The following is a 25,428-nucleotide window of genomic DNA, read 5'->3' as shown; positions in this document are numbered from 1 at the left end:
AGAAGTTATTGTGAGTTTTTTGTGGATTTTATTTCCGATTAAACGATAGTAAGCAAAAAAACAAACCTATTTACAACATTTATAACACTGGGAAATTCAGCGATGCTCAATCAACGTTATGCCGCTATCGATCAGGGAACAACGGGAACCCGGGTCGTCGTCTTTGAAGAAGGCGGCCATTACCATTCCCCGATGAGTATTCCACACAAGCAAATCACCTTAAACAGTGGTTGGGTTGAGCACGATCCTGAAGAGATCCTAACGAACATCATCAAGTGTCTAAATAGTTGTGAAGTTGTTGATGCTATTGGTATTTGTCATCAAGGCGAAAGTATTGTTGCGTGGGATGCTCAGACCAAGCGCCCCCTTTATAACGCGATTGTTTGGCAAGATCTGCGTACTGAAAAAACCATCCAGCAGCTTAAAGATGCGGGGCTTGAGCCGCTTGTCCAATCAAAATCGGGACTACCCTTAGACCCTTATTTTTCAGCCAGTAAAATGGGATGGATTCTGGAGAATGTGGTAGGGGCTAAATCCCTTGCGGATAAAAACCGCCTACGCATAGGCACTATGGATGCATTTTTCCTTGACCGTTTATGCGATGTTTTTGTGACGGATTATAACTCCGCATCACGTACCTCTTTACTCAACATTCATACCCTCGAGTGGGATCCACAGCTGTGTGAAATTTTTGGGGTGCCAATCCACTGTTTGCCACCGCTGCGTGACAATATCGGTGACTTTGGTGCTGTCAATCTCGACGGGCATCTCACGCCAGTGACCGCCATTATTGTCGACCAATTTGCTGGAACATTTGGTCATGGTTGCCGCCAAAAAGGAGATGCCAAGATTACCTTTGGTACTGGCGCCTTCTTGCAAGCCTTGACGGGGAGCGATATCCCACAAACTCATCAAAGCGGATTGTTACCCACACTTTGCTGGAAATTCCCAGGTGAAGCCCCTGTTTTCGGTTTAGATGGTGGTGTGTATAACGCCGCCTCAGCAATCAACTGGGCACGTAAAATCGGCCTATTTGAGGATTTTGATGAACTTTCAGATTTTCGTGATGAACCCGCGATTAAACGTGGTTTAGCGTTTGTACCTGCACTTTCAGGCTTAGGCTGTCCTTATTGGGATCGCAGCGCTGCCGGCTTATGGGCGGGACTCTCATTAGATACCGATAAGAAAGATATGATGCAGTCGGTCTTAGAAGGAATAGCCGCCCGCTCCGCCGAAGTTATTTTCGCAATGGAGAAAATCTCTCCATTAGGTCAGTCCATTTCAGTCGATGGAGGGTTATCGTCAAATCAGTACTTTAAGCAGTTTTTAGCCAATTTATTACAAAAAAATATTGAAGCACCAGCAAATCGTGAAGTCACAGCACTCGGGGCTGCCTTGCTTGCTCGTAAAGGTTTGGGAATAAGCCATGAAATGGCGATACGACGCAACACCAGTGTCACGCGCCCAGACGGCACCAACATGCAAGGCGTAATGGAACAGTATCGCGACATTATTGCCCGTTCTCGCCAGCTAAGAAATTAATTCTTCCAACAATAAAAAAGAAAGGAAACCCTACTATGGCCGAATTCGGAAACTATATTATCTACTTAATCATGTGCGGCGCCGTGATTGGCGCTGTTGCATCGATTGTCAGACCTGCCAGCGACCTCGGAAAAGAGTTTGTAAACGGTATTTTTTCTATTGGTCCCGTGTTTCTCGCTCAAGCAGGGATCATGGCTGCCGTTCCGCTACTTTCACAATTGATATCTTACATCTTAGGACCAGTATTTAGCTCTGTTGGCTCTGATGTTTCTATCGCAGCACTATCCATTATCGCGGTAGATATGGGCGGATATCAGTTAGCAGACGCCTTAACGACGAATCGCGATATGTGGATCACTGCGATGTTGATCGGTTATACCTCTGGGGCAACCATTGTTTATCTGATCCCCGTTGGTTTAACGATGTTAAATCGTAAAGATCACAAATATTTAGCCTTAGGGGCAATGGCAGGATTGATCTCAATCCCATTCGGGGTATTGGCTTCATTGCTGTTGATCACACTGAATAATATCCCTGTTCGCGATATTATTTCGACTAACTCCCCAGCCACTCATCAACTCACCCTTGATTTCTTGACGATGCTGCAATATTTAATGCCGCTATTCGTTTTCTGTTTCTTGCTGGCTGCGGGATTAAAATATCGTCCAATGCTAATGGTTACGGGCTTTCTGATCTTCGGTAAGATCATGGATGCATTCGTGAAATTAGTATTAGCCTTCTCCATTGTGGAACATTTTACCGGCGTATTTAGTAAAGTCTTTGGGGCTTGGGGATTCGATCCACTATTTGCCGATCAAAATGAGTTATTCCGTGCGATCGAGATTGCAGGTTATATCGGGATCATGCTCGCAGGTACATTCCCTATCTGTTACCTGTTCCAACGTTACTGCAAGCCACTAGTCAGCGCACTCAGCCGCCGATTAAAACTGAGCGATACAGGTTCTCTGGGTTTCATCATGGTGATGGCAAATATCATTGCAACTTACCACTTATTCAAAGAAATGCGTGCAAGGGATAAAGTGTTGTGCGTAGCCTTTGGGGTCTGTGCTCAAGCGACGATTGGCGACCACTTAGCCTTTACCGCAAACTTCCAACCCACATTGGTGCTACCAATTCTGTTAGGTAAATTAGTGGGCGGTTTCTTAGCGGTATTTATTGCGATTAAAATCTCTGTTCCACAAGCGATGCGCTATGAACAAGAAGATGAGAAAGCGGTTGAGGCGGTTAAAGCTGAGCACCCTGCGGGGATCGCCAAAGAAGCGTAATAGTTAGCATCATGATAAAAACAAAAACACCTCATTCGAGGTGTTTTTTTATTTCAGCATTACTTATTCCAAGTTAGCGATCCCAATAGGACTCTTCTAAGCTATCTTCTTTTTCTGGTAGCCCGCGAGTTAAGCGCGGTGAATGCTGAGAAAGCACTTGATAACTTACACGGTTCGCATACTTACACACCTGTGCCAGTGAGGAATAAGTGAGATATTGACGCTCGTGCTTACTGGAATTAGGCACATTTGAACGGTGATAAGAGTTCGCCGTAATATCATGCAGTAACGCAGATAAAGCTCCATCACCCGCACCATTGGTGTTCATGATTTTTTCGGGACCGCCCATATAAGGTTCAATATGAGAGAAAATGCGACGCGGTTGTTTGCAATCTTGCATGCGCATCGCGCGGCTAAATTCATACAGGTTAAATTCAGCAATTGCTCCCGGCAGTAATGGGTGCTGAGTTTTACGTTTATATTCTTCTTCCGTAAAGCCTGCCATATACAGCCCTGAAGGTCCTGCTGTACACAGAACAAGGTCAACCCAATCCAGCGCCATATTAGATGCCAATAGGGGATCACTAAAACCGGTTAATTCCAAGGCTTCATCTTCGTTCATGGCGACTACTGAGACATGATCTTTAAGGAAATCACGCCAGAATTGCGGGTCTTGAGCGATAACAAACTTGGTTCCCAATGTCAGTACCACGGGAACATTATGTTTTTTCGCATAATGGATAGCTTGCATCGTCGCATCCGGCATGGTTTCCCCCGGCTTACAACGCACTAAATAAGCCGTTAATACCAGCGCTGATGCGCCTGCAATAATCTCTTCAGGAATGCTATCGGGGTGTAAGCGGTTCATATGCCCCGGGCTAATAGCAAACGTACGTTCACCGTTATCAGTCACGAGCGTAAAACAACGCCCGATAGGGCCATCTACCCCTTGTAGGTAGTTTAGATCCATACGGCTTGAAGTATGGCATAGGTAGCGATAAGCATAACTACCAATCTGAATATTGTTGCACATCGTGCCCAATAAGACGGAGCGGTCATCGGCTAAGACAGAGTAATTGTGAAGTGTATTCCCTATTGTGCCGCCTGCAAACTCATGGGTGATCAGTTTCTTATCGGTGAGCTCTTTGTAGAGCGCTTCAGCCGCATCGTCTTCGATAACTAAAGAGTGACCTTTACTTAATTGATAACGTTCAATAAATTCATCATCAATTTTGGCTTCAATATCGACGAGCGTTTGGTCGATACCCACAATATACGATTTGCAGTTTTCATCGTCAGAGAGCATCTCTTTCATCGGTTGTAAAAGAGGATCTCTGAGAGAGACGGGAAAGTAATGTTTAGATTTGCGTTGACCGGGGAATTTCATATTGGGAACATTAAAAAAGGAACATTTCCGTATTCTAACACGATAAAACAAAACCGGCACCCTTCGATAAAAAGGTGCCGGTTAGGTATTTATAACGCTTTAGAGTGATTACTTACGGCGAGTATTTTGCTGATTATAGTTACGGTATAGGTCACGACCTAGCACAAACGCACAGCTCATAATAAAGCCAAGAATAGCGCCTAATGCCACGATAAGCATCGATTTAGGTGAGTCTTTAGTAATCGGTAAATCCGGAGTCAGAATAAATCTCACTGGCTCAAACTCTAATTCTTTAGTTGTGAGTGAGTTTAAGTTTTCAATATAGACTTTTGCATTTTGCAGTTTTTCACTGATCAGCGCTAAGTCGCGGTTCTTTAACTCAATCCCCAATTTTTCTTCTAACGCTTCTGAACCTAATGCAATTGGATAATCAGGGTCATCATTAATTGCCACTGAATCTCTTGCGATTGGACGTGTAATTCCAGCGGCTTTCGCGATGGTAATAGCACGTTTTAAACGCTCAATTTTAACGTCATAAGAAATCTGGATTTTGGTGGTATCTTGTTTTAATGCTTCAACGCTATAAATCAGTTGGCGTGCAATCGCATTATCCACTTCAGTTTTCATTCTTTTACGGACAATACTCGCCGTATAACGAATATACCCATCCATTAAATCTTGCGCTTCAACCGCTGTTGGCGCGGTAAATGACAGTACGATGTCGCTATCATCACTGTCTTTTTCTTTACCGTTGTATTTCAGTTTAATCGAATCCGCAATGATACGATTCACTAAACGTTGAACCTCGAGCGGATCATTTTTATTCTCAAGTTTATCAAGTAGTGTTTTAAAATAGTCGGTGCTTTTAACGAAAGCTTCTTGGTTAACTTTAGAGCGGTATTGAACAATAAATTCGTTGTAAATACGCTGAGAACCTAAGTCAACTTCCATGCCTAATGCATTTAAGCGTGCTGAAAATTCATTAGCTTCTTTTACCTCTTCAGACGTTGGTGGGATAATAACCGCTTCACTCGTCCACTTCTGAGGTAACATTTTGACAACCCCAATACTCAGTGCGGTAACAATGACTGTTGCAATAATAATCAATAATTTATTCTTAAACAGAACCGCTATCAACGCCATGAGATCTATTTCATCATTGTGCTGCAATTTATATTGCGGATCTTGCTCTAGCTGTTTTTTTAATTCTGGAGATAAATTGGTTTTTTCAGTCATGTTAATTCCAAACAACGCACTCTAAATTGTACCATTGAATATTGAGGTCATAATTATAGTCAAAATTTAAGTTTTGGATATAACCATTAACCTTCTTTATGAAATTACCTATGAAATCACTCTTTCTAAGTGATTTTTCAGAATTAACTGAATCATATTAATGCTGATATCGCTGTCATTCAGTGCAGGAATATAACGATATTGCTCACCACCATTATGTAAGAAAAATTCTTTATTTTGCTCGCTAATTTCTTCTAATGTTTCTAAACAATCCACCGAAAACCCTGGGCAAACCACTTGCACTGACTTAACACCCTCTGACGGTAACTTTTTCATCGTCTGGTCAGTGTATGGGCTTAACCACGGTTCACGCCCAAATCGAGATTGGTAAGTCATTAACACTCGGTCACTTGGGAATTTCAGGGCTTGCTTTAATAATTCGGTGGTTTGCTCACACTCTTTATCATAAATATCCCCTGAGTCGCAGTAACGCTGCGGGATACCGTGGAAAGAGAGGATCAACCTATCTGGTTCACCGTGTTTAGCAAAACTGGCTTCGATGGATTCCGCTAAGGCTTGAATATACGCGGGATGAGTGGCGTAACTACGGATAAATTGCACCGACGGGATAGTCCGCATAGGTTTAAAAGCGCGAGTGATAGCCTCATAGACGGCAGCCGTCGTGGTGCAGGAATATTGTGGATACAGCGGTAAAACCACTAATTCCGTCACATCTTGCTCAATCAAGCTGTCGATAGCACTCTTTATTGACGGCGAGCCGTAAGTCATTCCCAGCTCAATCGGTGTATTAGGAAAAAATGCAGATAATTTTTCTTTTTGACGCTGTGAATAAACTAATAATGGCGAGCCTTCATCCATCCAAATTGAGCCATAAAGTTTTGCCACTTTGGAAGCGCGGATTGGCAAAATAGCACCATATAAAATAGGCTTCCAAATCAATGGGGAAACATCAATAACACGCGGGTCAGTTAAGAATTCAGCTAAATAGCGTTTAACGGCTGTTGTTGTTGGGGCATCGGGCGTTCCCAAATTTACCAATAGAATTCCATATTTTTTTTCTAACATTAGAACAGCTCCTAATTGATAATCATTCCCAACAATAACAGATTTTGATAACTAATTTTGCCAACTTGTGGCACAAAAAGAAAGGCAGCGTTTTGCGCTGCCTTATTTATTGAGATCTACTTAGAACTATTTAGATCGCGCCAAGAAAAATTAGCCTAAAATTTTTGCTAACTCTGCGCTCACTTCAGTCACTTTACGAGTACCGTCTAACTTGAAGTACTGAGTGCTGCTCGCTTTCGCTTCATTTTGATAGTAAGCGATTAATGGCGCAGTCAGTGCATGATATTCAACTAAACGTTTACGAACCGTGTCTTCTTGGTCGTCTTTACGGATAGTTAATTCATCGCCAGTTACGTCATCTTTGTTTTCAACTTTAGGTGGGTTGAAAGTGACGTGATAAACACGACCTGAAGGTGCGTGAACACGGCGACCAATGATACGTTCAACAATGATTTCGTCAGGAACATCAAATTCTAAAACGTAATCAACGTTGATGCCTGCTTCTTTCATTGCATCCGCTTGAGGAATGGTACGCGGGAACCCATCCAACAAGAAGCCATTGCGACAGTCATCTTGTTTGATGCGCTCTTTCACTAATGCGATAACCAGTTCATCAGTCACTAATTTGCCGTTATCCATCAGCTCTTTAGCTTGTAAACCTAATTCGCTCCCTGATTTTACCGCGGCACGTAGCATGTCGCCGGTTGAAATCTGAGGGATCCCAAACTTCTCCATAATAAATTGAGCTTGAGTGCCCTTACCAGCGCCTGGAGCGCCAAGCAGAATGATACGCATTGCGTAAACCCCTTGCTATTTAGTTTTTTATAATTTGAAAAGAAAACGCTCTACCATACCATTAGCATGCCATCTGACTCAAGAAGACACGTAAACGTTTTCCCATTTATCTTTTTTCGCAAAAGAAAAAAACCACGCAAAAAATTGCTTTTTTACGTGGTTTATGTTCGAAAACGAAAATACCTTAATGGACTACTTTAAAAGTAATTCGTTGATTTTTTTGATAAATAAGTTTGGATCTTCCAGCGTACCGCGCTCTGCCAGTAAAGCTTGATCGAGTAGTACATCCACCCAATCTGCAAACACGCTTTCATCTTCCACTTCAGAGGCTTTTTTCACCAATGCATGGTTCGGGTTCAGCTCGAAGTTATATTTCACTTCTGGCGCCGCTTGACCCGCAGCAGCGAATAATTTCGCCATTTGAGTGCTCATTTCATCCGCATCGGTGGTCACAATGGCTGGTGTATCGGTTAAACGGTGAGTCAATTTAACCTCTTTCACACGGTCGCCCAAGAAGGTTTTCACGCGCTCAACAAATGGCTCTAACTGCTTCTCTGCTTCTTCTTGTTCCGCTTTGTTTTCATCCGCTAACTTATCTAATGACTCGTCGGCTTTGCTCACAGATTGGAACTGTTTACCATCAAACTCAGAGAGATAGTTCATCATCCATTCGTCAATGCGATCAGATAACAGCAGAACCTCGATGCCTTTCTTACGGAACAGCTCTAAATGCGGGCTGCTTTTCGCAGCGGCGTAACTATCGGCAGTGATAAAGTAAATCTTATCCTGACCTTCCACCATGCGGCTTACGTAGTCTTCCAGCGAAACATTTTGTACGCTACTGTCGTTATGGGTGGTCGCAAAGCGCAGCAGTTTTGCAATCGCTTCACCGTTCCCCATATCTTCCGCAGGACCTTCTTTCATGACCAGACCGAATTGCTGCCAGAAAGTTTGGTATTTCTCTGCATCGTTTTTCGCCAGTTTTTCCAGTGTTTGCAGAACACGTTTTGTCAGTGCGCTGCGCAAGTTACGCGTCAGAGCGCTGTCTTGCAGAATTTCACGGGAAACGTTCAACGGTAAATCGTTGGAATCCAATACCCCACGAACGAAACGCAGGTAATTAGGCATAAATTGCTCAGCATCATCCATAATAAAGACGCGTTGAACATACAGTTTTAAACCATGGCGCTGGTCGCGGTTCCACATATCAAATGGCGCTTGAGATGGAATATACAGCAGGCTGGTATATTCTTGCTTCCCTTCCACACGGTTATGCGCCCAAGTTAGTGGGTCTGCGTAGTCGTGGGAGATATGCTTGTAGAATTCCACATATTCTTCATCCGAAATTTCAGATTTACTGCGAGTCCACAGCGCTTTTGCTTGGTTAATTTTTTCCCAAGTAACCGTGCCGTCTTCTTCGTTTTTCTCTTCGATTTCAACGGGCAGTGCAATATGGTCAGAATACTTGCTGATAACAGAACGTAAGCGCCAGTTATCTAAAAACTCTTTTTCGTCATCACGTAAGTGCAGGGTAATTTCGGTTCCGCGATCGGCTTTTTCGATATCTGCGATAGTGTATTCACCTTCGCCAGCAGATTCCCAGAATACCCCTTCGCTCGCATCAGCACCCGCTGCACGGCTGCGTACGGTGACTTTATCGGCAACGATGAATGCGGAGTAGAAACCCACACCGAATTGGCCGATCATTTGGCTATCTTTGACTTGGTCGCTGCCTAATGATTCTAAAAATGATTTAGTGCCTGATTTAGCGATGGTCCCTAAGTTTTCAATCACTTCTTCACGGCTCATACCGATGCCGTTATCACTGATAGTGAGAGTACCTTTGTCTTTGTCTGCGCTAATACGCACACGCAGTTCACCGTCATTTTCATACAGTTCAGGCTTAGATAATGCACGAAAACGCAGTTTATCCGCCGCATCGGATGCGTTGGAAATTAGCTCACGCAGAAAAATTTCTTTGTTTGAGTAAAGAGAGTGGATCATCAACTGGAGCAGTTGTTTGACTTCTGATTGAAACCCACGAGTTTCTTGTCCTTTCATACTCATTAATCGCCTCTATATCATCAATCTAATAGTTAGTTTTGACTTATCGATGGAAACTAATTTGGGGACAAAAAAATAGAATTCAACCACTAACCACAAATTAGCAGCCAAATTAATATGAACGAAAGGAAATGACCAAAAACTACGATGCTTTTTCTTGGCAGTTTTTTTTGAATTAAGGATTTTGTTTTACTTTGCTTTTGAATTTATTTTTAAAAGCCTACTCCCTACCATCATCCTCTAAATAGTTCAAAGTTGTAGGTAGGCGGCAAGCAAGCTTATCCCTAGGAGCATACTGAAGTATGTGACTAGGGTGAGGTTGTGCAGCCAACACCCCTACAATTTGAAATATGACGAGGATAAGAACAATCCCTAGGAGCATACACAAGTATGTGACTAGGGTTGATGCATGAAGACAACAACGCTACGGCGCAAAGTATGACGAGGACTTTAGAGCCGTTGGCGCCCCGCCAACGAGTGAGAAAGAGTGGTTCCGTCAACCATTTCCAACTCTCCGCCAACAGGCACCCCATGCGCAATCCGGCTCGCCGCCACCCCATACTGCGCACACATCTGCCCAATATAGTTTGCCGTCGCCTCCCCCTCTACTGTCGGGTTGGTCGCCAAAATCACTTCAGAGATGTTTTCCGATGCCAGTCGCTCTTCGAGCCTATCCAGCCCGATATCCATAGGTCCAATACCGTCTAATGGCGACAAATGCCCCATGAGTACGAAATAACGACCCGAGAATTGACCAGTTTGCTCGATAGCGTAGATATCTGCGGGACTTTCCACAACGCAAATCAGCCCATTCTGCTGACGGCGCGGGTTATCGCAGATATTGCAGGTGTCTTGCTCAGTAAATGTGCGGCAGTCGCGGCAATGCCCGATTTCGGACATTGCACGAGTCAGCGACTGAGCCAAACGCATTCCGCCACTACGGTCACGTTGCAGAAGTTGGAAAGCCATTCGCTGCGCTGACTTGGGTCCCACACCGGGGAGACAGCGCAGCGCTTCCATCAATGATTCAAGAAGCGGACTCGTTTGCATTAGAATGGCATCTTAAAGCCTGGTGGCAGTTGCATACCGCTGGATACGCTAGCCATTTTTTCTTTTTGTGTTTCTTCGATACGACGCGCAGCATCGTTGAATGCCGCAGCAATCAAGTCTTCCAGCATATCTTTATCGTCTTCTAACAGGCTAGGATCGATTTCAACACGACGGCAGTTATGTGAACCGTTGATGGTCACTTTGACTAAGCCAGCACCAGATTCGCCAGTAGCTTCGAGTTGAGCGATTTCTTCCTGAACTTTCTGCATTTTATCTTGCATTTGCTGGGCCTGTTTCATCAGGTTACCCAATCCACCTTTACCAAACATAGTTTTCTCTCACAACTGAGGCTACAGATTCGCAACTGTAGCGTTAAACGGGGCGAATACTCTCTTCATCCAACTGCGCATCAAACATGGCGCGCAATTTTTGAATTGTTTTATCCGCAATAATAGACTGACGGGCTTGCGCCAGTTTCTCTTCATAAATCGCCTGACGCCATTCCAGCGGCGTTTTCACCGCCGTATTATCATCGTGAACGATTTTCAGTTCAACAGGGCGACCATAATGTTCACTCAACGCATCTTGCAACGCTTTTAGGGCGTTAGGTTTATCAAGATGGCGTTGAGCGGAGCGCAAGTGCAATACAATTTGCGACTCGTTCAATTCTTCTTTATATGAATTCAAAGCCAATTGTTCAACTAGCTTCGGAATATTTAATTGCGCGATTTCCCCCGACCAACTATCACGCTTGCGCCCTTCTTCGGTGATTTTGATTGCTAATTCAGGGGTTTTTTCATATTCCAACGCCTCTTTGATCTCAGTTGGCGTTGTCACTGTGTCTTTTGCGTCGAGAACCTCACCATTTTGAGGCTTCCACTGGTAAGGTTTCGGCTTCGCAGGCTTTGTTTTCTGTGACGCTTTTTCCATCACATTTTGCTGATGTTTGCTGGTTACCGCGGCCAGCCGTTCAAGTGCTGAAACCGCCGGCTTAGCCCTTTCGGACGTCACCGGATGAGTCTTTTTTGGACTCGGATCCTCACTTTGTGGCGTTTGTAGTGCCTGTCTGGCTTTCAATAGCTGCAATGTTGGGCTATTTTCCGGCAAGTTCTCTGCGCTCGCCGGTTGCGGGGCTGGGTGCCTTACCGTTGATGGTGCTGGCTCCGGCTGAAAAGCAGGTGCTGGCGCTCTTGAAACTAATTTCGGCGGCAACTCCACTTCTTCAATAATACTCTTTGGGTGGAAGGCTAACGCTCTTAATAGCGCCATTTCCACGCCCATGCGTCTTTCTGGTGCGAATGTCAGTTCTTTACGCCCCACCAGCAAGGTTTGGTAGAAAAGTTGAAGATCCGCTGGGGAAATTAATCGTGCTACTTGTCTTAGGCGCCCTTCCGTAGAGGAAGGGTCCGTTTCTTGCTCCGCTGGCAGCAATTGGATCATCGCGATACGATGAAGCTGAGAGAGAATTTCAATCAGTAAGTTTTCCCAATCAGCGCCACGGGAAGCAGCTTGCTCCACTTGAGCCATCACGCCAAGACCATCTGCACGAACGAGGGCTTCAATAATGGCAAGAGGCTGTTCATCGTCAAGCGTACCCAACATTTGGCTCACGATATCCGCAGTGACCTTACCTTGCCCCATAGCAATCGCTTGGTCAGTCAAGCTCAACGCATCACGCAAACTACCGTCTGCCGCGCGGGCAATCAACTGACGAGCACGAGTATCGTGCTCAATATTTTCTGCATTTAGGATCAACTCAAGCTGTTCACTGATTTGTGGGACATCCAGCGCTTTCAGGTGAAACTGTAAGCAGCGGGATAAAATCGTGACAGGCAGTTTTTGCGGATCAGTCGTGGCAAGTAAAAATTTGACGTGTTCCGGCGGCTCTTCCAGTGTTTTAAGCAGTGCATTAAAACTGTGGCGCGACAACATGTGAACTTCGTCAATGAGGTAAACTTTAAAGCGACCACGCGCTGGCGCGTACTGGACGTTATCCAGTAACTCTCGCGTATCTTCGACTTTAGTGCGTGATGCCGCATCAATCTCAATCAGGTCAACAAATCGCCCCTGCTCAATTTCCAAACAGTTGGCGCATTTTCCGCAAGGTGTTGCCGTGATCCCCGTTTCGCAGTTTAACCCTTTGGCAAACAAACGGGCGATCGTGGTTTTCCCGACACCGCGGGTACCTGAGAAAAGATAAGCGTGATGAAGCCGTTGGTGCTCAAGCCCATTAGCAAGTGCAGTCAACACATGCTGCTGACCAACAACGTCTGAAAATTTTTGGGGGCGCCACTTACGGGCAAGTACCTGATAGCTCATGGATTCCACTGTTATTCAACATGGGACATTGATAAATATAATAATAGTACCATGCTACCACAGCCTCAACCCATTGGGCGAGACTGCAGTAAAAATAGTAAGAAGAGTGCGGAGCAGATTAGTGGCCAGGGAACTCAACAAGACTATAGGAAGTAACGCCTTCTTTGGCTAAACGCTCTACACCACCTAAATCTGGCAGTCCGATAACGAAAGCAGCATCCACCACTTTTGCGCCTAGCTGTTTGATCATTTTCACGGTCGCTTCGACAGTACCGCCGGTTGCTAGCAGGTCATCCACCACCAGCACGTTGTCTTGTGCGGTAATGCTGTCTTTGTGGATTTCCAGTGTGTCGGTGCCGTATTCCAGATCATACGTCATACTTAAAACTTCACGCGGTAATTTGCCTTTTTTACGCACAGGCACAAAACCTACGCCTAAGCGTAATGCAACAGGAGCGCCGAACAGGAAACCACGGGCTTCAGTACCAACAATTTTGGTCACACCTTTGTTTTGATAATGCTCAACCAGCATATCGATTGTCGCTTGATAAGCCGCCGGGTCATTTAACAGTGTGGTAATATCGCGAAACAGCACACCCTCTTTTGGATAGTTAGGGATAGTCGCGATACTTTCTTTAATCAATTGCAGTTGTTGCTCTTTAGCGGTCATAATAAAAACCAATATAGTAAATACGAAAGGGTAGAATCTATGCAAACTACCATCAAAATGCAATAAGAAGCCGTCTATTTGCTGTAAGTTTTATTGTTGGATATCAATATTCCGCCACTTTTCACATTTATTGAGAATAAAAAATGAAAACACAGGCTCTGTTAGAGGCATTGAGAAAGCAGATTGATGAATTAGCGGTGCGTGTCGCTCCCATCAAAGACCATGAGTTTTCACACTCCCGATTTGATATGCAGCTATTTAGCCATAAATCCACCAAGCTGGGTGATTGCCAAAAAGAGCTCAATACCTTGTATCAGCAATTGTGTAATAGCGTTGCCCTGAACCATGCCCAGCAAGTGAATTTTTTAACCGAAAAAATCGTGCATCAAATGCAAGCTATCTCCCGAGAACTGTCTACACAAGGGCTACGGGAAAAAGAAGATTCTTTTCGGACGAAAAAGGAACAGGTTGATTTATATGAACGTTTATCACAACATCAAGATTATGAACGCCGTTTACAGGCGATGGTGAGCGAAAAAGAACTCTATTTAAGTGGCTTAACTGACTCACATTTACAGCACCAATGCCAAAAAGAACTCGCCGCGTTAGCCGGTCGTTTATACCGTTGTAGACAAGCATTAATGCGAATTGAAAAAGCCATCGAGCACCAAGAAAACCAATTTTTTGATTAGAGGATCGTGAATGGAAACACTGGACACTGCACCACTCGAAACCCAGCTCGCAGTAGATTTAATTTACTTGTTAGAATCGGCTGAAGTTGATACCAACACAGTCCTAAAAGCATTAGAGATGGTTAAGCAGGATTATCTCAACAAACAGGCCGCCGAAGCAGCCTGTCAGAATGATAATTAACGCAGGTTATTTTTAATCGCCATTTTTATCATTATCTTTATCTTTGATAATCTTGGTCACTTCCTGCACTTCATCCCCTTGATTGTTATGCAAATGCACTTCCAATTGATTGAAGGCGATATTGATATCGTTTTCACGACATAACCTATCAATTTCACGGTTCACTTCATCACTGGTGATAGTACGCTCACCGATTTGGCGCACATAAAAACGTAATTCGTGATCCAATGTACTGGCACCAAAACTTAAGAAGTATGCCGCTGGCGCAGGATCCGTCATCACTTTACTGTTAGAAGCTGCCGCTTGCAGCAATACGCGCTTCACTTTTTCCAGATCGGAACCATATGCAACACCTAAAGAGACCGTAATTCGCGTGACCGTGTCTGAGAGCGACCAGTTGATTAAGCGCTCCGTAACGAATGCTTTGTTCGGGATGATCACCTCTTTGCGATCGAAATCCACAATCGTGGTGGCACGAATACGGATCTTACTGATCGTTCCTGAGTAAGTCCCGATGGTGACGGTATCTCCAATACGAATCGGTCTTTCGAACAGCAAAATAATCCCCGAAACAAAGTTCGCAAAAATTTCCTGTAAACCAAAACCGAGACCAACGGTTAAGGCTGCAGCTAACCATTGCAACTGATTCCACGTGACCCCTATCATCCCAAGGGATGCTATTGCCCCGATGCTGACAATCACATAGGTCAACATGGTGGTGATGGCATAGGTGGAACCTTGGCGCAGTTTGAGGCGCGATAACACCAATACTTCCAATAACCCAGGTAAGTTGCGCGTCATGATCCACGCTACCACCACGATGACTACGGCTAAAATCAGGTTGGCCAAAGTCACATGCTGCATGATATTCGCCCCTTCCGCTGATGTTGCGGTATAGCTCCAGAGTTGGACGCTATCGAGGAAGGAGAAAATCGTAATAAAATCAGACCAAATGGCGTAAAACGCAAATGCAAAGATAATAAACAGCACCATTGTGGTTAAGCGCAGCGACTGCTGGCTAATCAACTCAATGGTCATTGGCGGCTCTTTGATAGGCTCGTTTTCAGTCTCTTCTTGCTGTTTTGACTGCGCTCGACGCTCAAGCGCACGCTTATACGCCAGTTTTCTCGCCCCTAAACTTAAGCCTCGCAAGCAGACATTATACGTGATGTACCAAAGCACCAGCAGGTACAAGCTATCTAACCAACGGTTGGCTAAACGGAGGGTGGTGTAATAGTAACCCGCAATCATCAAACCGATTAAAATTAGCGGTGAGAATGTCAGTAGCGTGATCAAAATCGAGCGCGTTAAGTGGCTACCCGTTTCCTTCCAAACCTGTTTACAGAACGGAATGGTAAAAATACACAATAATAATAAACAGATAGAAACCACGAGCTGCCCAATCACATCCTCAGATACCTTCAGTGGGTTAATCATACCGTAGGTGGAAAAGAAGATAAGCGGGATCAGCGGTACCGATAAACGCACCATTCGACGACGCATACGCTGGGCATTTTCATGCTCAATGTTAAAGTGTTTTTCGGCTATACCTTGCGGTTTTAACACCCTGAACGTTAGTTCAAATAGCGCCCAGAAAATAGCGAGTTGCAAGAAATAAGACCAAATAAACTCCCCTTGCAGGTTACCAGTTTTTAAGAACCAGTAACCAATGGCGATAACCACTAATGAGATTGGGATGGTTTGCAGCAACGTGAGAAACAGAGCCAGCGGTGTATTCAATACGCTGTCGTTACGCAGGCTGGATAAACGCTGGTCAATGTCATGCAGACGCTGAGTAATTTTTCGATTCAACCAGATAAAAATCAGTGCTGCCAATAATAAAGGGATCGTTACCCACAGCGAGCTAATCAGCCCTTTTTTCAGGCTAGAGAATGAAAAATCAAAATCGAGGTGAGTTAATTGATTTGTGGCCGCTTCTGGGAACGCTTTTAACCACTCAATATCCATCGGCTTATTACTGTTTACCCAGAAAATCTGCTGAGCCAAGGTATGTTCAAGCGAACTGACTACACTCAATAATTGGTTTTGATCCAGTTGCAAATTAATGGCTTGGGAAATTTGCCCGCCTAGCTGTAAATTCAATTCATCCAATAATTCACGGCGAACATCCAGGATTTTTACCAGTGCCGCTTTATCTTCAGGGGTAAACAAGTGAGCATTTTCTTGCTCTCCGACCTTAACTGCTTGCTCATGCTCAAGATTATTAATGTAATCCGTAGGTTGATATAACGCATCACGCTGCTGGTTAATATCAAATTGCTCCAAACGCAGGTCAGCGATGGTGACAGGTAAGTTTTTGGTTAGGATATCCGCGGGTAAATCAATTTGTTGCTGAAAAAGAATTCGCGATAGCAGCAAACTTCCGCGTAATACGTTGATTTGCTCTTTTAAGTTTCGTTCAGACTGTGTGGCGCGTTCTAACCAAGTTTTTACTCGGATACCATTTTGCACCATTTTGTTGCCGTCTTGAGTCACTTCAATCAAGCGGTTGCTCAGCTTGTTATTGATCTCCACCTCTTTTTGAATAATCGGATTTTGCTGTACGGCATCATCCGTAGAGGTGTTTTGTGCTTCACGGACTGTCGATTGGGAATCACTAAGACGCTCTTTGCTAATCGCTTCTTGGATCACCTGAATTCGAGCATCGAGTTGCTCAATGTACGCCGCCGTGTAATCACGCTGTTTCTGTAAAACATCTTGGAGTTGCGTATTGGCTTGAAGAACGCGCTTTTGAAATTCGTTTTGCTGCTGTAGAAGGTATTGCTCGAGTTGCAGCATATTCAATTGCGTGGTGCGCAGCTTGTTGGAGTCAGTCAATGTGCTGTTAAGTTCATTGCGGATCTCTTGCAATCGTCTGGCATTGTCCAACATGATAGCTTGGGCGCGCTCAGGTTGAGTTTGTAAACCGATCAGTTGACTGTTGTATGTGGCGAGATCATTTTGCTCCGCTTGCAGGTTATCCAAATGGGTTGCCAACATGGACTCTAATTGTTGCAGGCTGCTATTTTCAATTTGGTGCTGAAAGTTAATATCAGGATTTTCATTCTGATTTTTTATTTGTAATAAACCCTGAACCGCTTTTTTTGACTCTTCACCGGAGTGACTTAATTTTTTTTGCAGTTCGTCTGAGCGCTGATCAAGTTTTTCCAGTTCATCATAATAATTTAATGACTTTTCCAAATCGGCAATAGCGAGTTTATCTTCTTGCCCCGCATTATTTTTTTTATTTAGCGAATTGAGCTCTGTTTTTATCTCGTTTTTGCTGGGAAGGTTATTAATTGTTGCAGCGGAAATTTGAAAAGAGAAAAAAGTGATGGCAAATGCCAAAAATATTCTGATTGAATATAACCACACTTTTCTATGTTGCATCAGTGAGCCCATGATATCTCGTTGTGATCCTACTATTATTTAGCACTTAAATTGTTTAACGCTAATATGCTTGCTTCTAATAAACTCGGTTCTAACTTGCGCTTTGAGCTGCAATTTTGACAAGCCGCAGCTCAATTCTCAAAAATCTTTTTAATCAATGGCGATAAAATTAAAAGGTGAGAACTTTTTCAGCGTCTAATGTCCACGCAGCCAAATCAACTAATGTACCGATTTCGACACCATCAATTAATGGCAGCTCACTGATACCACGGGCATCAGTGCAAGTTTTGCATAATTTAACAGGGACATTTTGCGCGGTTAAAATCTCTAACATTTGCTGAAGGTTATACCCTTCTTTCGGTTTTTGTGCGGTGATCCCGGCAGTGACAGCATCGGACATTAGGAAAATTTTCAGGTCGGTTTGAGGGTGTTGCTCTTTTATCGTGATGGCTAAGCGCAGAGAGTTAAACAACATTTCACTTCCGTAAGGCGCGCCATTCGCAATGATCAAAATGGATGACATGGTTTTCTCCGATTATTCGTTTGGCGTCGGTTTGACTCGCAGCGAAACGCTATTTTTGAGCGTTTCTAATAGAGTATCAACTAACGTCGTTGTATGTGCGTCTATAATAAAACGCTCTGGCTGTAATAACCAGTTTTCAAGTAAGCCCGACATCAGTGCGCGGATCATAACCGCACTACACGCTAAATCTAAATCGGCAGGAAGTTGCCCTGCATCCACACAGTCACGTAAATTCTTAATAATCCGCTGTTCGCTTGCCAGATAATTTTCACGTTTAAAATCAACGACAGAAGCCATTTCTCCGACGAGCTCACATTTTAAGAAAAAGATTTCCATTAACGCGCGGTTTTTAGGAGTACTAATAAAATCCGTAAGAATATATATTAGCAATTCTCTTAGTATTAAAAGTGGATCATTGGTATATTTCGAACGATAATAATCCTCAGCTTGAGTAATTTGATTATCGCTAAATTCGCAGGCTTGATGGAACAGATCCACCTTATTTTTAAAATGCCAATATATAGCTCCACGGGTAACGCCCGCAGCTTTGGCTATATCGGCTAATGATGTGGCTGTTACTCCTCGTTCAGAAAATGTTTTGATGGCTGCATCTAATATTTCCTGACGGGTTTCTTCAGCCTGTTGTTTAGTTTTTCGTGCCATTGACGCTCGTTTTTATCGAAAGCTGATTTACATACATTAGTGTATGTTTGTACTATAGCATAGTGATAAATCATATAATTTGCTTTTTTTCTTAATTTTGTTTTGAACTCATATCGATTAATTGAGGTTAACTTATGCGAAAAAACAGAGGGGTGTTACCTCTGGCTCTGTTGGTCCTTTCAGGCGGCTTAGCGTTATCTGGTTGTAACGAAGAACAGAAAGGTGGCGGTGAACGCCCGGCGCCTGATGTAGGAATTGTTACGCTGAAAGCTGAACCTCTGACCATTAAGACCGAACTCCCAGGCCGTACATCTGCATTTCGTATTGCAGAGGTTCGCCCACAAGTAAGTGGCATCATCCTAAAACGTAACTACAAAGAAGGTAGCGATGTTGAGGCTGGCGTATCGTTATATCAAATCGACCCGGCACCTTTCCAAGCAACCTACAATAGTGCTAAAGCAGAATTAGCCAAAGCGCAAGCAAATGCTAATCTCGCCGCATTAACTGTTAAACGTTATAAGCCACTGCTTGGCACGAATTACATTAGCCGACAAGAATACGATCAAGCGAACTCAACGTATGCTCAATCACTGGCTGCAGTAAAAGCGGCTGAAGCGGCAGTTGAAACAGCACGTATTAATTTGAATTACACCAAAGTCACTGCCCCTATCAGTGGACGTACTGGTAAATCCAACGTGACTGAAGGTGCTTTAGTTTCAGCTGGTCAAGCAACTGAACTGATGCGCGTTCAACAGTTAGATCCTATCTACGTGGATGTCACTCAGTCGAGCGAAGATTTCTTACGTTTAAAAGCTGAAATCGAAAATGGTGCTCTGCAAAAAGAACCGGGTAAAGCGCCTGTTAGCTTAGTCATTAATGGCGGGCAAGAATACGCGCAGAAAGGGCAATTAGAGTTTTCTGACGTTACTGTCGATGAAACCACAGGTTCCATCACGATGCGTGCAGTATTCCCTAACCCGAACAAAGAGCTGATGCCGGGTATGTTTGTTCGCGCTATTTTAGAAGATGGTGTGAAAGAAAACGCGATTTTAGTCCCACAACAAGGTGTTGCACGTACTCCGCAAGGTGATGCGCAAGTGATGGTTGTTGGCGCTGAAAACAAAGTTGAAGTACGCAAAGTACAAGTCGCACAAGCGATTGGCAACAACTGGTTAGTAACTGAAGGCATGAAAGATGGCGACCGTGTCATTGTGATTGGCTTACAGAAAATCAAACCAGGTATGGTTGTTGTGCCGAAGCAAGCAAACTTAGAAACCCAATCCATTGTAGACACTCAGGCAAAACCTGAAACCGCGTCTAAATAAGGGAGCGATTGATTAATGCCTAAGTTTTTTATAGATAGACCAATTTTTGCGTGGGTAATTGCGATTATCACCATGCTTGCGGGTCTGCTGGCAATTATCAAGTTACCTGTCGCTCAGTATCCGACGATTGCACCGCCGGCTGTTTCCATTTCAGCTAACTACCCAGGGGCGGATGCGTCAACGGTACAAAATACGGTGACCCAAGTTATCGAACAAAATATGAACGGTATCGATAACTTGGTGTATATGTCATCAACCAGTGATTCATCAGGTTCAGCAAGTATTACGCTGACTTTTGAAGCGGGTACTGATGGCGATATCGCCCAAGTACAGGTACAGAATAAGCTGCAATTGGCTATGCCTCTTTTACCTCAAGAAGTTCAGCAACAAGGTATTAGTGTGGATAAGTCAACCAGCTCATTCTTAATGGTTGCAGGCTTTATTTCTAAAGACGGTTCAATGGGTCAATACGACATTGCCGACTACGTAGGTTCGAATATTAAGGACCCACTTAGTCGTGTTAATGGTGTTGGTGAAACCCAGCTGTTTGGTACCCAATATGCAATGCGTATTTGGTTAAAACCAGAGCAACTTGTTAAGTACAACATGGCAACTTCGGATGTCATTAATGCGATTCGTGTACAGAATAACCAAGTTGCAGCCGGTCAATTAGGGGGAACTCCTCCTGTTGGCGGCCAGCGTTTGAACGTATCAATTATTGCTCAAACTCGTTTAAGCAACGTTGAAGAGTTTTCTAACATCTTATTACGCGTGAACCAAGATGGTTCTCAAGTTCGTTTGAAAGATGTCGCTACTGTTCAATTAGGTGCGGAAAACTACAGTACAATTGCTCGTTTTAACGGCATGCCAGCTGCGGGTATTGGTATTAAACTCGCAACGGGCGCAAACGCACTGGATACGGCAAATAACGTCCGTGCAGCATTAGCTGATATGGAACCGTTCTTCCCTGAAGGACTAGAAGTTGTTTACCCGTACGATACAACGCCATTCGTTAAGATTTCAATTAACGAAGTAGTTAAAACGCTGGTCGAAGCAATTATGTTGGTTGTTGTGGTTATGTATCTGTTCTTGCAGAACATCCGTGCAACATTGATCCCAACAATCGCGGTACCAGTGGTGCTGTTAGGTACCTTTGCTATCTTGTCAGCCTTTGGCTACTCGATAAACACCTTAACCATGTTCGCGATGGTACTTGCCATCGGTCTTCTCGTGGATGACGCTATCGTTGTGGTTGAAAACGTTGAGCGTGTAATGCAAGAAGAAGGTCTGCCACCAAAAGAGGCGACCAAAAAATCCATGGGGCAAATTCAAGGTGCTCTGGTCGGTATTGCAATGGTGCTGTCTGCGGTATTTATCCCAATGGCCTTCTTCGGCGGGTCTACAGGGGCAATTTACCGTCAGTTCTCTATCACCATCGTTTCATCGATGCTGCTATCAGTATTAGTTGCGATGATCCTGACCCCTGCACTGTGTGCAACTATGTTGAAGCCAATTGAAAAAGGCAGCCATGGTTCCACAAAAGGGTTCTTTGGATGGTTTAACCGCGTATTTGAAAAGCAAGCTCACCATTACACAGACAGCGTAAGCCGTATGTTGAATGGTACAGGTCGTTACCTTGTGATCTACGTTTTACTGGTAGTGGGTATGGCATTTATGTTCGTTCGTCTGCCATCATCATTCTTACCAGCAGAAGACCAAGGGGTGTTCTTATCCATGGTGCAGTTACCACCAGGATCAACTCAAGAGCAAACCGAGGTCATCTTGGATGAAGTGAGTAATTACTTCAGAGTAGATGAAGGTAAAAACGTTGAGTCTGTATTTACTGTTGGTGGCTTTAGCTTTGCAGGTGCAGGGCAAAACATGGGTCTTGCGTTCGTCGTTCTGAAAAACTGGGATGAGCGTAAAGGTGACGAAAACCATGTGGATGCGATTGTTGCACGTGCAAACGCAGCACTATCCAAAAAACAAGGCGCCTTCATTTATGCCTTTAACTTACCAGCAATCGTCGAATTAGGAACATCAAACGGTTTTGACTTTGAGTTGGTAGATAAAGCAGGTTTAGGTCATGAAAAACTGATGGAAGCACGTAATCAGTTACTTGGACTAGCCGCTCAGCACCCTGAAATTTTGCAAGGTGTACGCCCGAATGGTCAAGATGATACCTCACAGTATCGAATCTACATTGACCAGCAAAAAGCACAGGCGCAAGGCGTTGCGATCAGCGATATCAACGCAACTCTCAGCTCCGTGTTTGGTGGATCGTACGTCAATGACTTTATCGACCGTGGTCGTGTGAAGAAAGTTTACGTACAAGGTGACGCGGAAAGTCGTATGTTGCCGTCAGATATCAGCAACCTGTATGTTCGTAATAACCAAGGAAAAATGGTGCCATTCTCGGCATTCTTAGATACATCTAAAGATCCTTGGAAATACGGTTCACCACGTTTAGAACGTTATAACGGTGTTCCAGCGATGAACATTCAAGGTCAAGCAACAGAAGGTCAAAGTACCGGTGCTGCAATGTTGATGATGGAAAAACTGACCACCGAAAACCTACCTGCGGGTATCGGTTATGAGTGGACAGGTATGTCGTATCAAGAGCGTTTGTCTGGTAACCAGGCACCTGCCCTGTATGCGATTTCCCTGATTGTTGTATTCCTGTGTCTGGCTGCACTGTATGAAAGCTGGTCTGTACCGTTCTCGGTTATGTTAGTGGTTCCACTTGGGGTTATCGGTGCGTTACTCTTCACCTCAGTCCGAGGCTTAGATAACGACGTTTACTTCAAAGTAGGTCTGTTAACCACCATTGGGTTATCGGCGAAGAACGCAATCTTGATTGTTGAATTCGCCAAAGACTTGATGGAGAAAGAAGGTAAAGGATTAATTGAAGCAACATTAGATGCAGTTAAAATGCGTCTAAGACCAATCCTGATGACATCACTGGCATTTATGCTGGGTGTTATCCCTCTGGTATTCAGTAATGGTGCAGGTTCTGCAGCACAGAACTCCGTCGGTACAGGTGTACTGGGTGGTATGTTCGCAGCAACATCATTGGCTATCTTCTTCGTTCCGGTATTCTTTGTGGTGATCCGTCGCCGCTTTGCAAAGGCTCCAGAACACGTTGATAACAATCAGCCACCAGCAGCTCATTAATCGCTAGTGCGTTAAAAAAGCCCCCTTAATTGGGGGCTTTTCATTTATATGACTGCCATAAATAGGATTTAGTGTGTTTTATATTGAATTATATCTATAGGAGAAATCTCTGGACCTCGCGTATGCATCTGTACATTGTCATATTGTAAATAACTAAAATCTTTGTTTAATGTTATTTGACTACAACTTTCAGCTAAAAAAGCCAGCTCTTCATTACATCGTGGTTTCTCTTCAAAATAGCTTGATAAATACATAGCGCCACGATGATCGGTAACCACTTCTGCAAGTTCACTGACATTTAAAATGCCATCATCAAAATGAACCATTAAATGTCGGCTATTTGATGAATTATCACCATAAATATTATGCAAAATTAATGAAGTCTGATTAATAGAGTCCGTAAAAATTAAATCATTATTCAGTCGATTAACAAAAATTGCATTACTCTTCGCGTTTATTGGTACGACAAGATAATCCATTTGCTTATCTTGTGATTGATTATCAATAACAATCGTTTGATGGCTTTGCCAATCTTCTATTTTCAAGTGATAAGTATCTTTACCTTCCCCACCACTCAATATTAATGTCTTAACTGTATTTAACTGTCTTGGCGCAAGAATATCATCATGATTTGTTCCTTTAATAATAAAGGATGAGCCTAATGGTTCACTTTTTGATAATGGATGAAAAATAATTTGGCCTTCTCGAGAAGATAACATTAACCCTCCATTTATTTTCTGAACATTTTCAAGAGAGACATCTGGATATAATTCAATATATTCTGGTAAATGTTCCGAAGGTTTTAAAGATTTATCATCATCAAACATAGTCGCTAGCAGCACACTAGAGATTGCCTTTTGTTGATATAATGTTTTGGCTTGTGTATCAAAAATAATTCCACTGTCATTATGAAAGTCAAAACCCAAAAACTGTAATGTATTTTCAGATGGTAAAGACTCACTAACAATCACTTTTCCTTTGAAATACCACGCTGATAAAGATTGTTTTCCATCTTTTCCTTTTAAACCAAACAGTGTGATTGGATGAGGTTCATTAATAAAACCGCTTAAATTAGCCCAATTAAAGGATTCATTTTCAAACCAGTTTTTATTTATTGCAATTGTATCTGCACTACCATTAACATTAAGTTGTTTCACCACTCCGCTTTTTTGGATGACTAATAAATTACCATGCCAATCAAAAACTGTTTCTATTTCATCAAAGCTTAATCGCTTAGCGGTTGGATTCTTAAGATCAATATCCTTTTGCCCTAGCCCTTCTTGACGAAAAATTGTATCTGACTCTTTGCTATAAAAGAAAAAGACCTCGTCTCCATTATCATCAAATAGACTACCTACCAATGTAAGATCGGTTGGTGGTTTCCAGTTCCAAGTATCCGTAACTGGATCAAACTTATAAAAATATGCGCCTGCTATTTTTAATAATGTAGGCTCTGTATTTGCCGTCCTAAATTGACTCTCAATTTCTGCCAGCCTCCATTTGTTTGTAAAACCAGCATAAGCAGGACCTAATACATCCTTGAAAGGTTCACCATTTGCGAGCCTACTATTCATATAAGCTAATTCGTCAGGGTTAGTAGAAAACCATTGCATTACTTGATATATGTTGGCGATTTCCTTTTGGTCATAATCATTTGGCCTGGCTAAATTAGGTTTTATTAATACACCGTCACAAGTACGTAGCCAATAAACAGACTGGAAACCTAAATAGTTTGTATCTTTTATCATCACCGTTGGAGCGAGGTTTGGTGCAGGAGCTGTTATTAACGATGTTATTTTTGATGCATTTTTATCATCCTTACTCGCTCTAATATAGTTATCATTGACTAAGTAATCATGATTTACAAAATATTTTTTCTGCTGTGGTGACAGAACTGGATTTATTTTTGTTAGTTTTTCCATTAAAATAAAGTCATTAGAAACACTCACTAATTCCAATTGATTACCCACTAAATGATAAACCACATTCACTTCACTTCGTCTACTTCTATTTTTTAACTCAACAATAATCACATTGTTTTTTAT

18 protein-coding genes and 1 pseudogene are annotated in these 25,428 nt (G+C 43.3%); 6 read left to right on the top strand and 13 right to left on the bottom strand.

Annotation, left to right across the window (positions count from 1 at the left end; all coding sequences use genetic code 11):
• Positions 1-102 precede the first annotated feature (102 nt).
• Positions 103-1,542 (top strand): FGGY family carbohydrate kinase, encoded by a 1,440-nt coding sequence (locus tag JK188_RS02200; RefSeq protein WP_036952535.1) that lies wholly within the window; start codon positions 103-105, stop codon positions 1,540-1,542.
• A 35-nt stretch (positions 1,543-1,577) separates the two neighbouring features.
• On the top strand, positions 1,578-2,828 hold the full coding sequence (gene eutH, locus JK188_RS02195; protein WP_036952538.1) for an ethanolamine utilization protein EutH: 1,251 nt from the start codon (positions 1,578-1,580) through the stop codon (positions 2,826-2,828).
• Between the two features lie 73 nt (positions 2,829-2,901).
• Here eutH and JK188_RS02190 read toward each other — a convergent pair whose 3' ends face one another.
• The 9 genes from JK188_RS02190 to apt all read right to left on the bottom strand — a co-directional run bounded on the left by JK188_RS02190 (position 2,902) and on the right by apt (position 13,435).
• On the bottom strand, positions 2,902-4,215 hold the full coding sequence (locus JK188_RS02190; protein ID WP_036952541.1) for an inosine/guanosine kinase: 1,314 nt from the start codon (positions 4,213-4,215) through the stop codon (positions 2,902-2,904).
• 108 nt (positions 4,216-4,323) lie between these two features.
• Positions 4,324-5,451 (bottom strand): LPS O-antigen length regulator Wzz(fepE), encoded by a 1,128-nt coding sequence (gene wzz(fepE) / locus JK188_RS02185; RefSeq protein ID WP_211887792.1) that lies wholly within the window; start codon positions 5,449-5,451, stop codon positions 4,324-4,326.
• 108 nt (positions 5,452-5,559) lie between these two features.
• Positions 5,560-6,537, bottom strand: coding sequence for a ferrochelatase (gene hemH / locus JK188_RS02180; RefSeq protein ID WP_211887791.1), 978 nt, complete (start codon positions 6,535-6,537; stop codon positions 5,560-5,562).
• Between the two features lie 150 nt (positions 6,538-6,687).
• Complete coding sequence (gene adk, locus JK188_RS02175) at positions 6,688-7,332, bottom strand: adenylate kinase (protein WP_036952549.1); 645 nt, start codon at positions 7,330-7,332, stop codon at positions 6,688-6,690.
• A 192-nt stretch (positions 7,333-7,524) separates the two neighbouring features.
• Entirely contained in the window at positions 7,525-9,399 is a 1,875-nt protein-coding gene (htpG, locus tag JK188_RS02170; RefSeq protein WP_211887790.1) for a molecular chaperone HtpG, read from the bottom strand.
• Positions 9,400-9,846: 447 nt separating this feature from the next.
• A complete protein-coding gene (recR, locus tag JK188_RS02165) occupies positions 9,847-10,446 on the bottom strand; it encodes a recombination mediator RecR (RefSeq protein ID WP_211887788.1) in 600 nt (199 codons plus the stop codon).
• Positions 10,446-10,775 (bottom strand): YbaB/EbfC family nucleoid-associated protein, encoded by a 330-nt coding sequence (locus JK188_RS02160; protein ID WP_006659291.1) that lies wholly within the window; start codon positions 10,773-10,775, stop codon positions 10,446-10,448. Before JK188_RS02160 ends, recR begins: the two co-directional genes overlap by 1 nt.
• Before the next feature lie 43 nt (positions 10,776-10,818).
• Entirely contained in the window at positions 10,819-12,765 is a 1,947-nt protein-coding gene (gene dnaX, locus JK188_RS02155; protein ID WP_211887786.1) for a DNA polymerase III subunit gamma/tau, read from the bottom strand.
• 118 nt (positions 12,766-12,883) lie between these two features.
• Positions 12,884-13,435 carry an adenine phosphoribosyltransferase gene (gene apt / locus JK188_RS02150; RefSeq protein WP_036952557.1) on the bottom strand — a complete coding sequence of 184 codons (552 nt, stop codon included), beginning with the start codon at positions 13,433-13,435 and terminating at the stop codon, positions 12,884-12,886.
• A gap of 143 nt (positions 13,436-13,578) precedes the next feature.
• Between apt and priC the strand changes: the two genes are divergently transcribed.
• Positions 13,579-14,127, top strand: a complete 549-nt coding sequence (priC, locus tag JK188_RS02145; protein WP_211887784.1) for a primosomal replication protein PriC — start codon at positions 13,579-13,581, stop codon at positions 14,125-14,127.
• 10 nt (positions 14,128-14,137) lie between these two features.
• Entirely contained in the window at positions 14,138-14,308 is a 171-nt protein-coding gene (locus JK188_RS02140; RefSeq protein ID WP_036952561.1) for a DUF2496 domain-containing protein, read from the top strand.
• Between the two features lie 12 nt (positions 14,309-14,320).
• On the opposite strand, the gene mscK is transcribed toward JK188_RS02140, so the two are convergent.
• The 3 genes from mscK to acrR form a co-directional block, all read right to left on the bottom strand.
• Positions 14,321-17,710: a mechanosensitive channel MscK gene (gene mscK / locus JK188_RS02135; protein WP_211887783.1), complete on the bottom strand. Its 3,390-nt coding sequence runs from the start codon at positions 17,708-17,710 to the stop codon at positions 14,321-14,323.
• 157 nt (positions 17,711-17,867) lie between these two features.
• Positions 17,868-18,221, bottom strand: coding sequence for a DsrE/DsrF/TusD sulfur relay family protein (locus tag JK188_RS02130; protein ID WP_036952565.1), 354 nt, complete (start codon positions 18,219-18,221; stop codon positions 17,868-17,870).
• Positions 18,222-18,233: 12 nt separating this feature from the next.
• Positions 18,234-18,884, bottom strand: a complete 651-nt coding sequence (gene acrR, locus JK188_RS02125; protein ID WP_036952567.1) for a multidrug efflux transporter transcriptional repressor AcrR — start codon at positions 18,882-18,884, stop codon at positions 18,234-18,236.
• Positions 18,885-19,018: 134 nt separating this feature from the next.
• Here acrR and JK188_RS02120 point away from each other — a divergent pair, with 134 nt between their 5' ends.
• Together JK188_RS02120 and JK188_RS02115 are read left to right on the top strand one after the other, a co-directional pair.
• Positions 19,019-20,209, top strand: a complete 1,191-nt coding sequence (locus JK188_RS02120; protein ID WP_036952569.1) for an efflux RND transporter periplasmic adaptor subunit — start codon at positions 19,019-19,021, stop codon at positions 20,207-20,209.
• Positions 20,210-20,224: 15 nt separating this feature from the next.
• Positions 20,225-23,383, top strand: a complete 3,159-nt coding sequence (locus JK188_RS02115) for an efflux RND transporter permease subunit (RefSeq protein WP_036952571.1) — start codon at positions 20,225-20,227, stop codon at positions 23,381-23,383.
• Between the two features lie 68 nt (positions 23,384-23,451).
• Here JK188_RS02115 and JK188_RS02110 read toward each other — a convergent pair.
• Positions 23,452-25,428, bottom strand: a pseudogene (locus JK188_RS02110) (TcdA/TcdB pore-forming domain-containing protein); the annotation flags it as partial.

Source organism: Providencia sp. JGM181 (assembly GCF_018257375.1).
GTDB lineage: Bacteria > Pseudomonadota > Gammaproteobacteria > Enterobacterales > Enterobacteriaceae > Providencia > Providencia lanzhouensis.
This window is presented reverse-complemented; position numbering and strand designations above follow the sequence as displayed.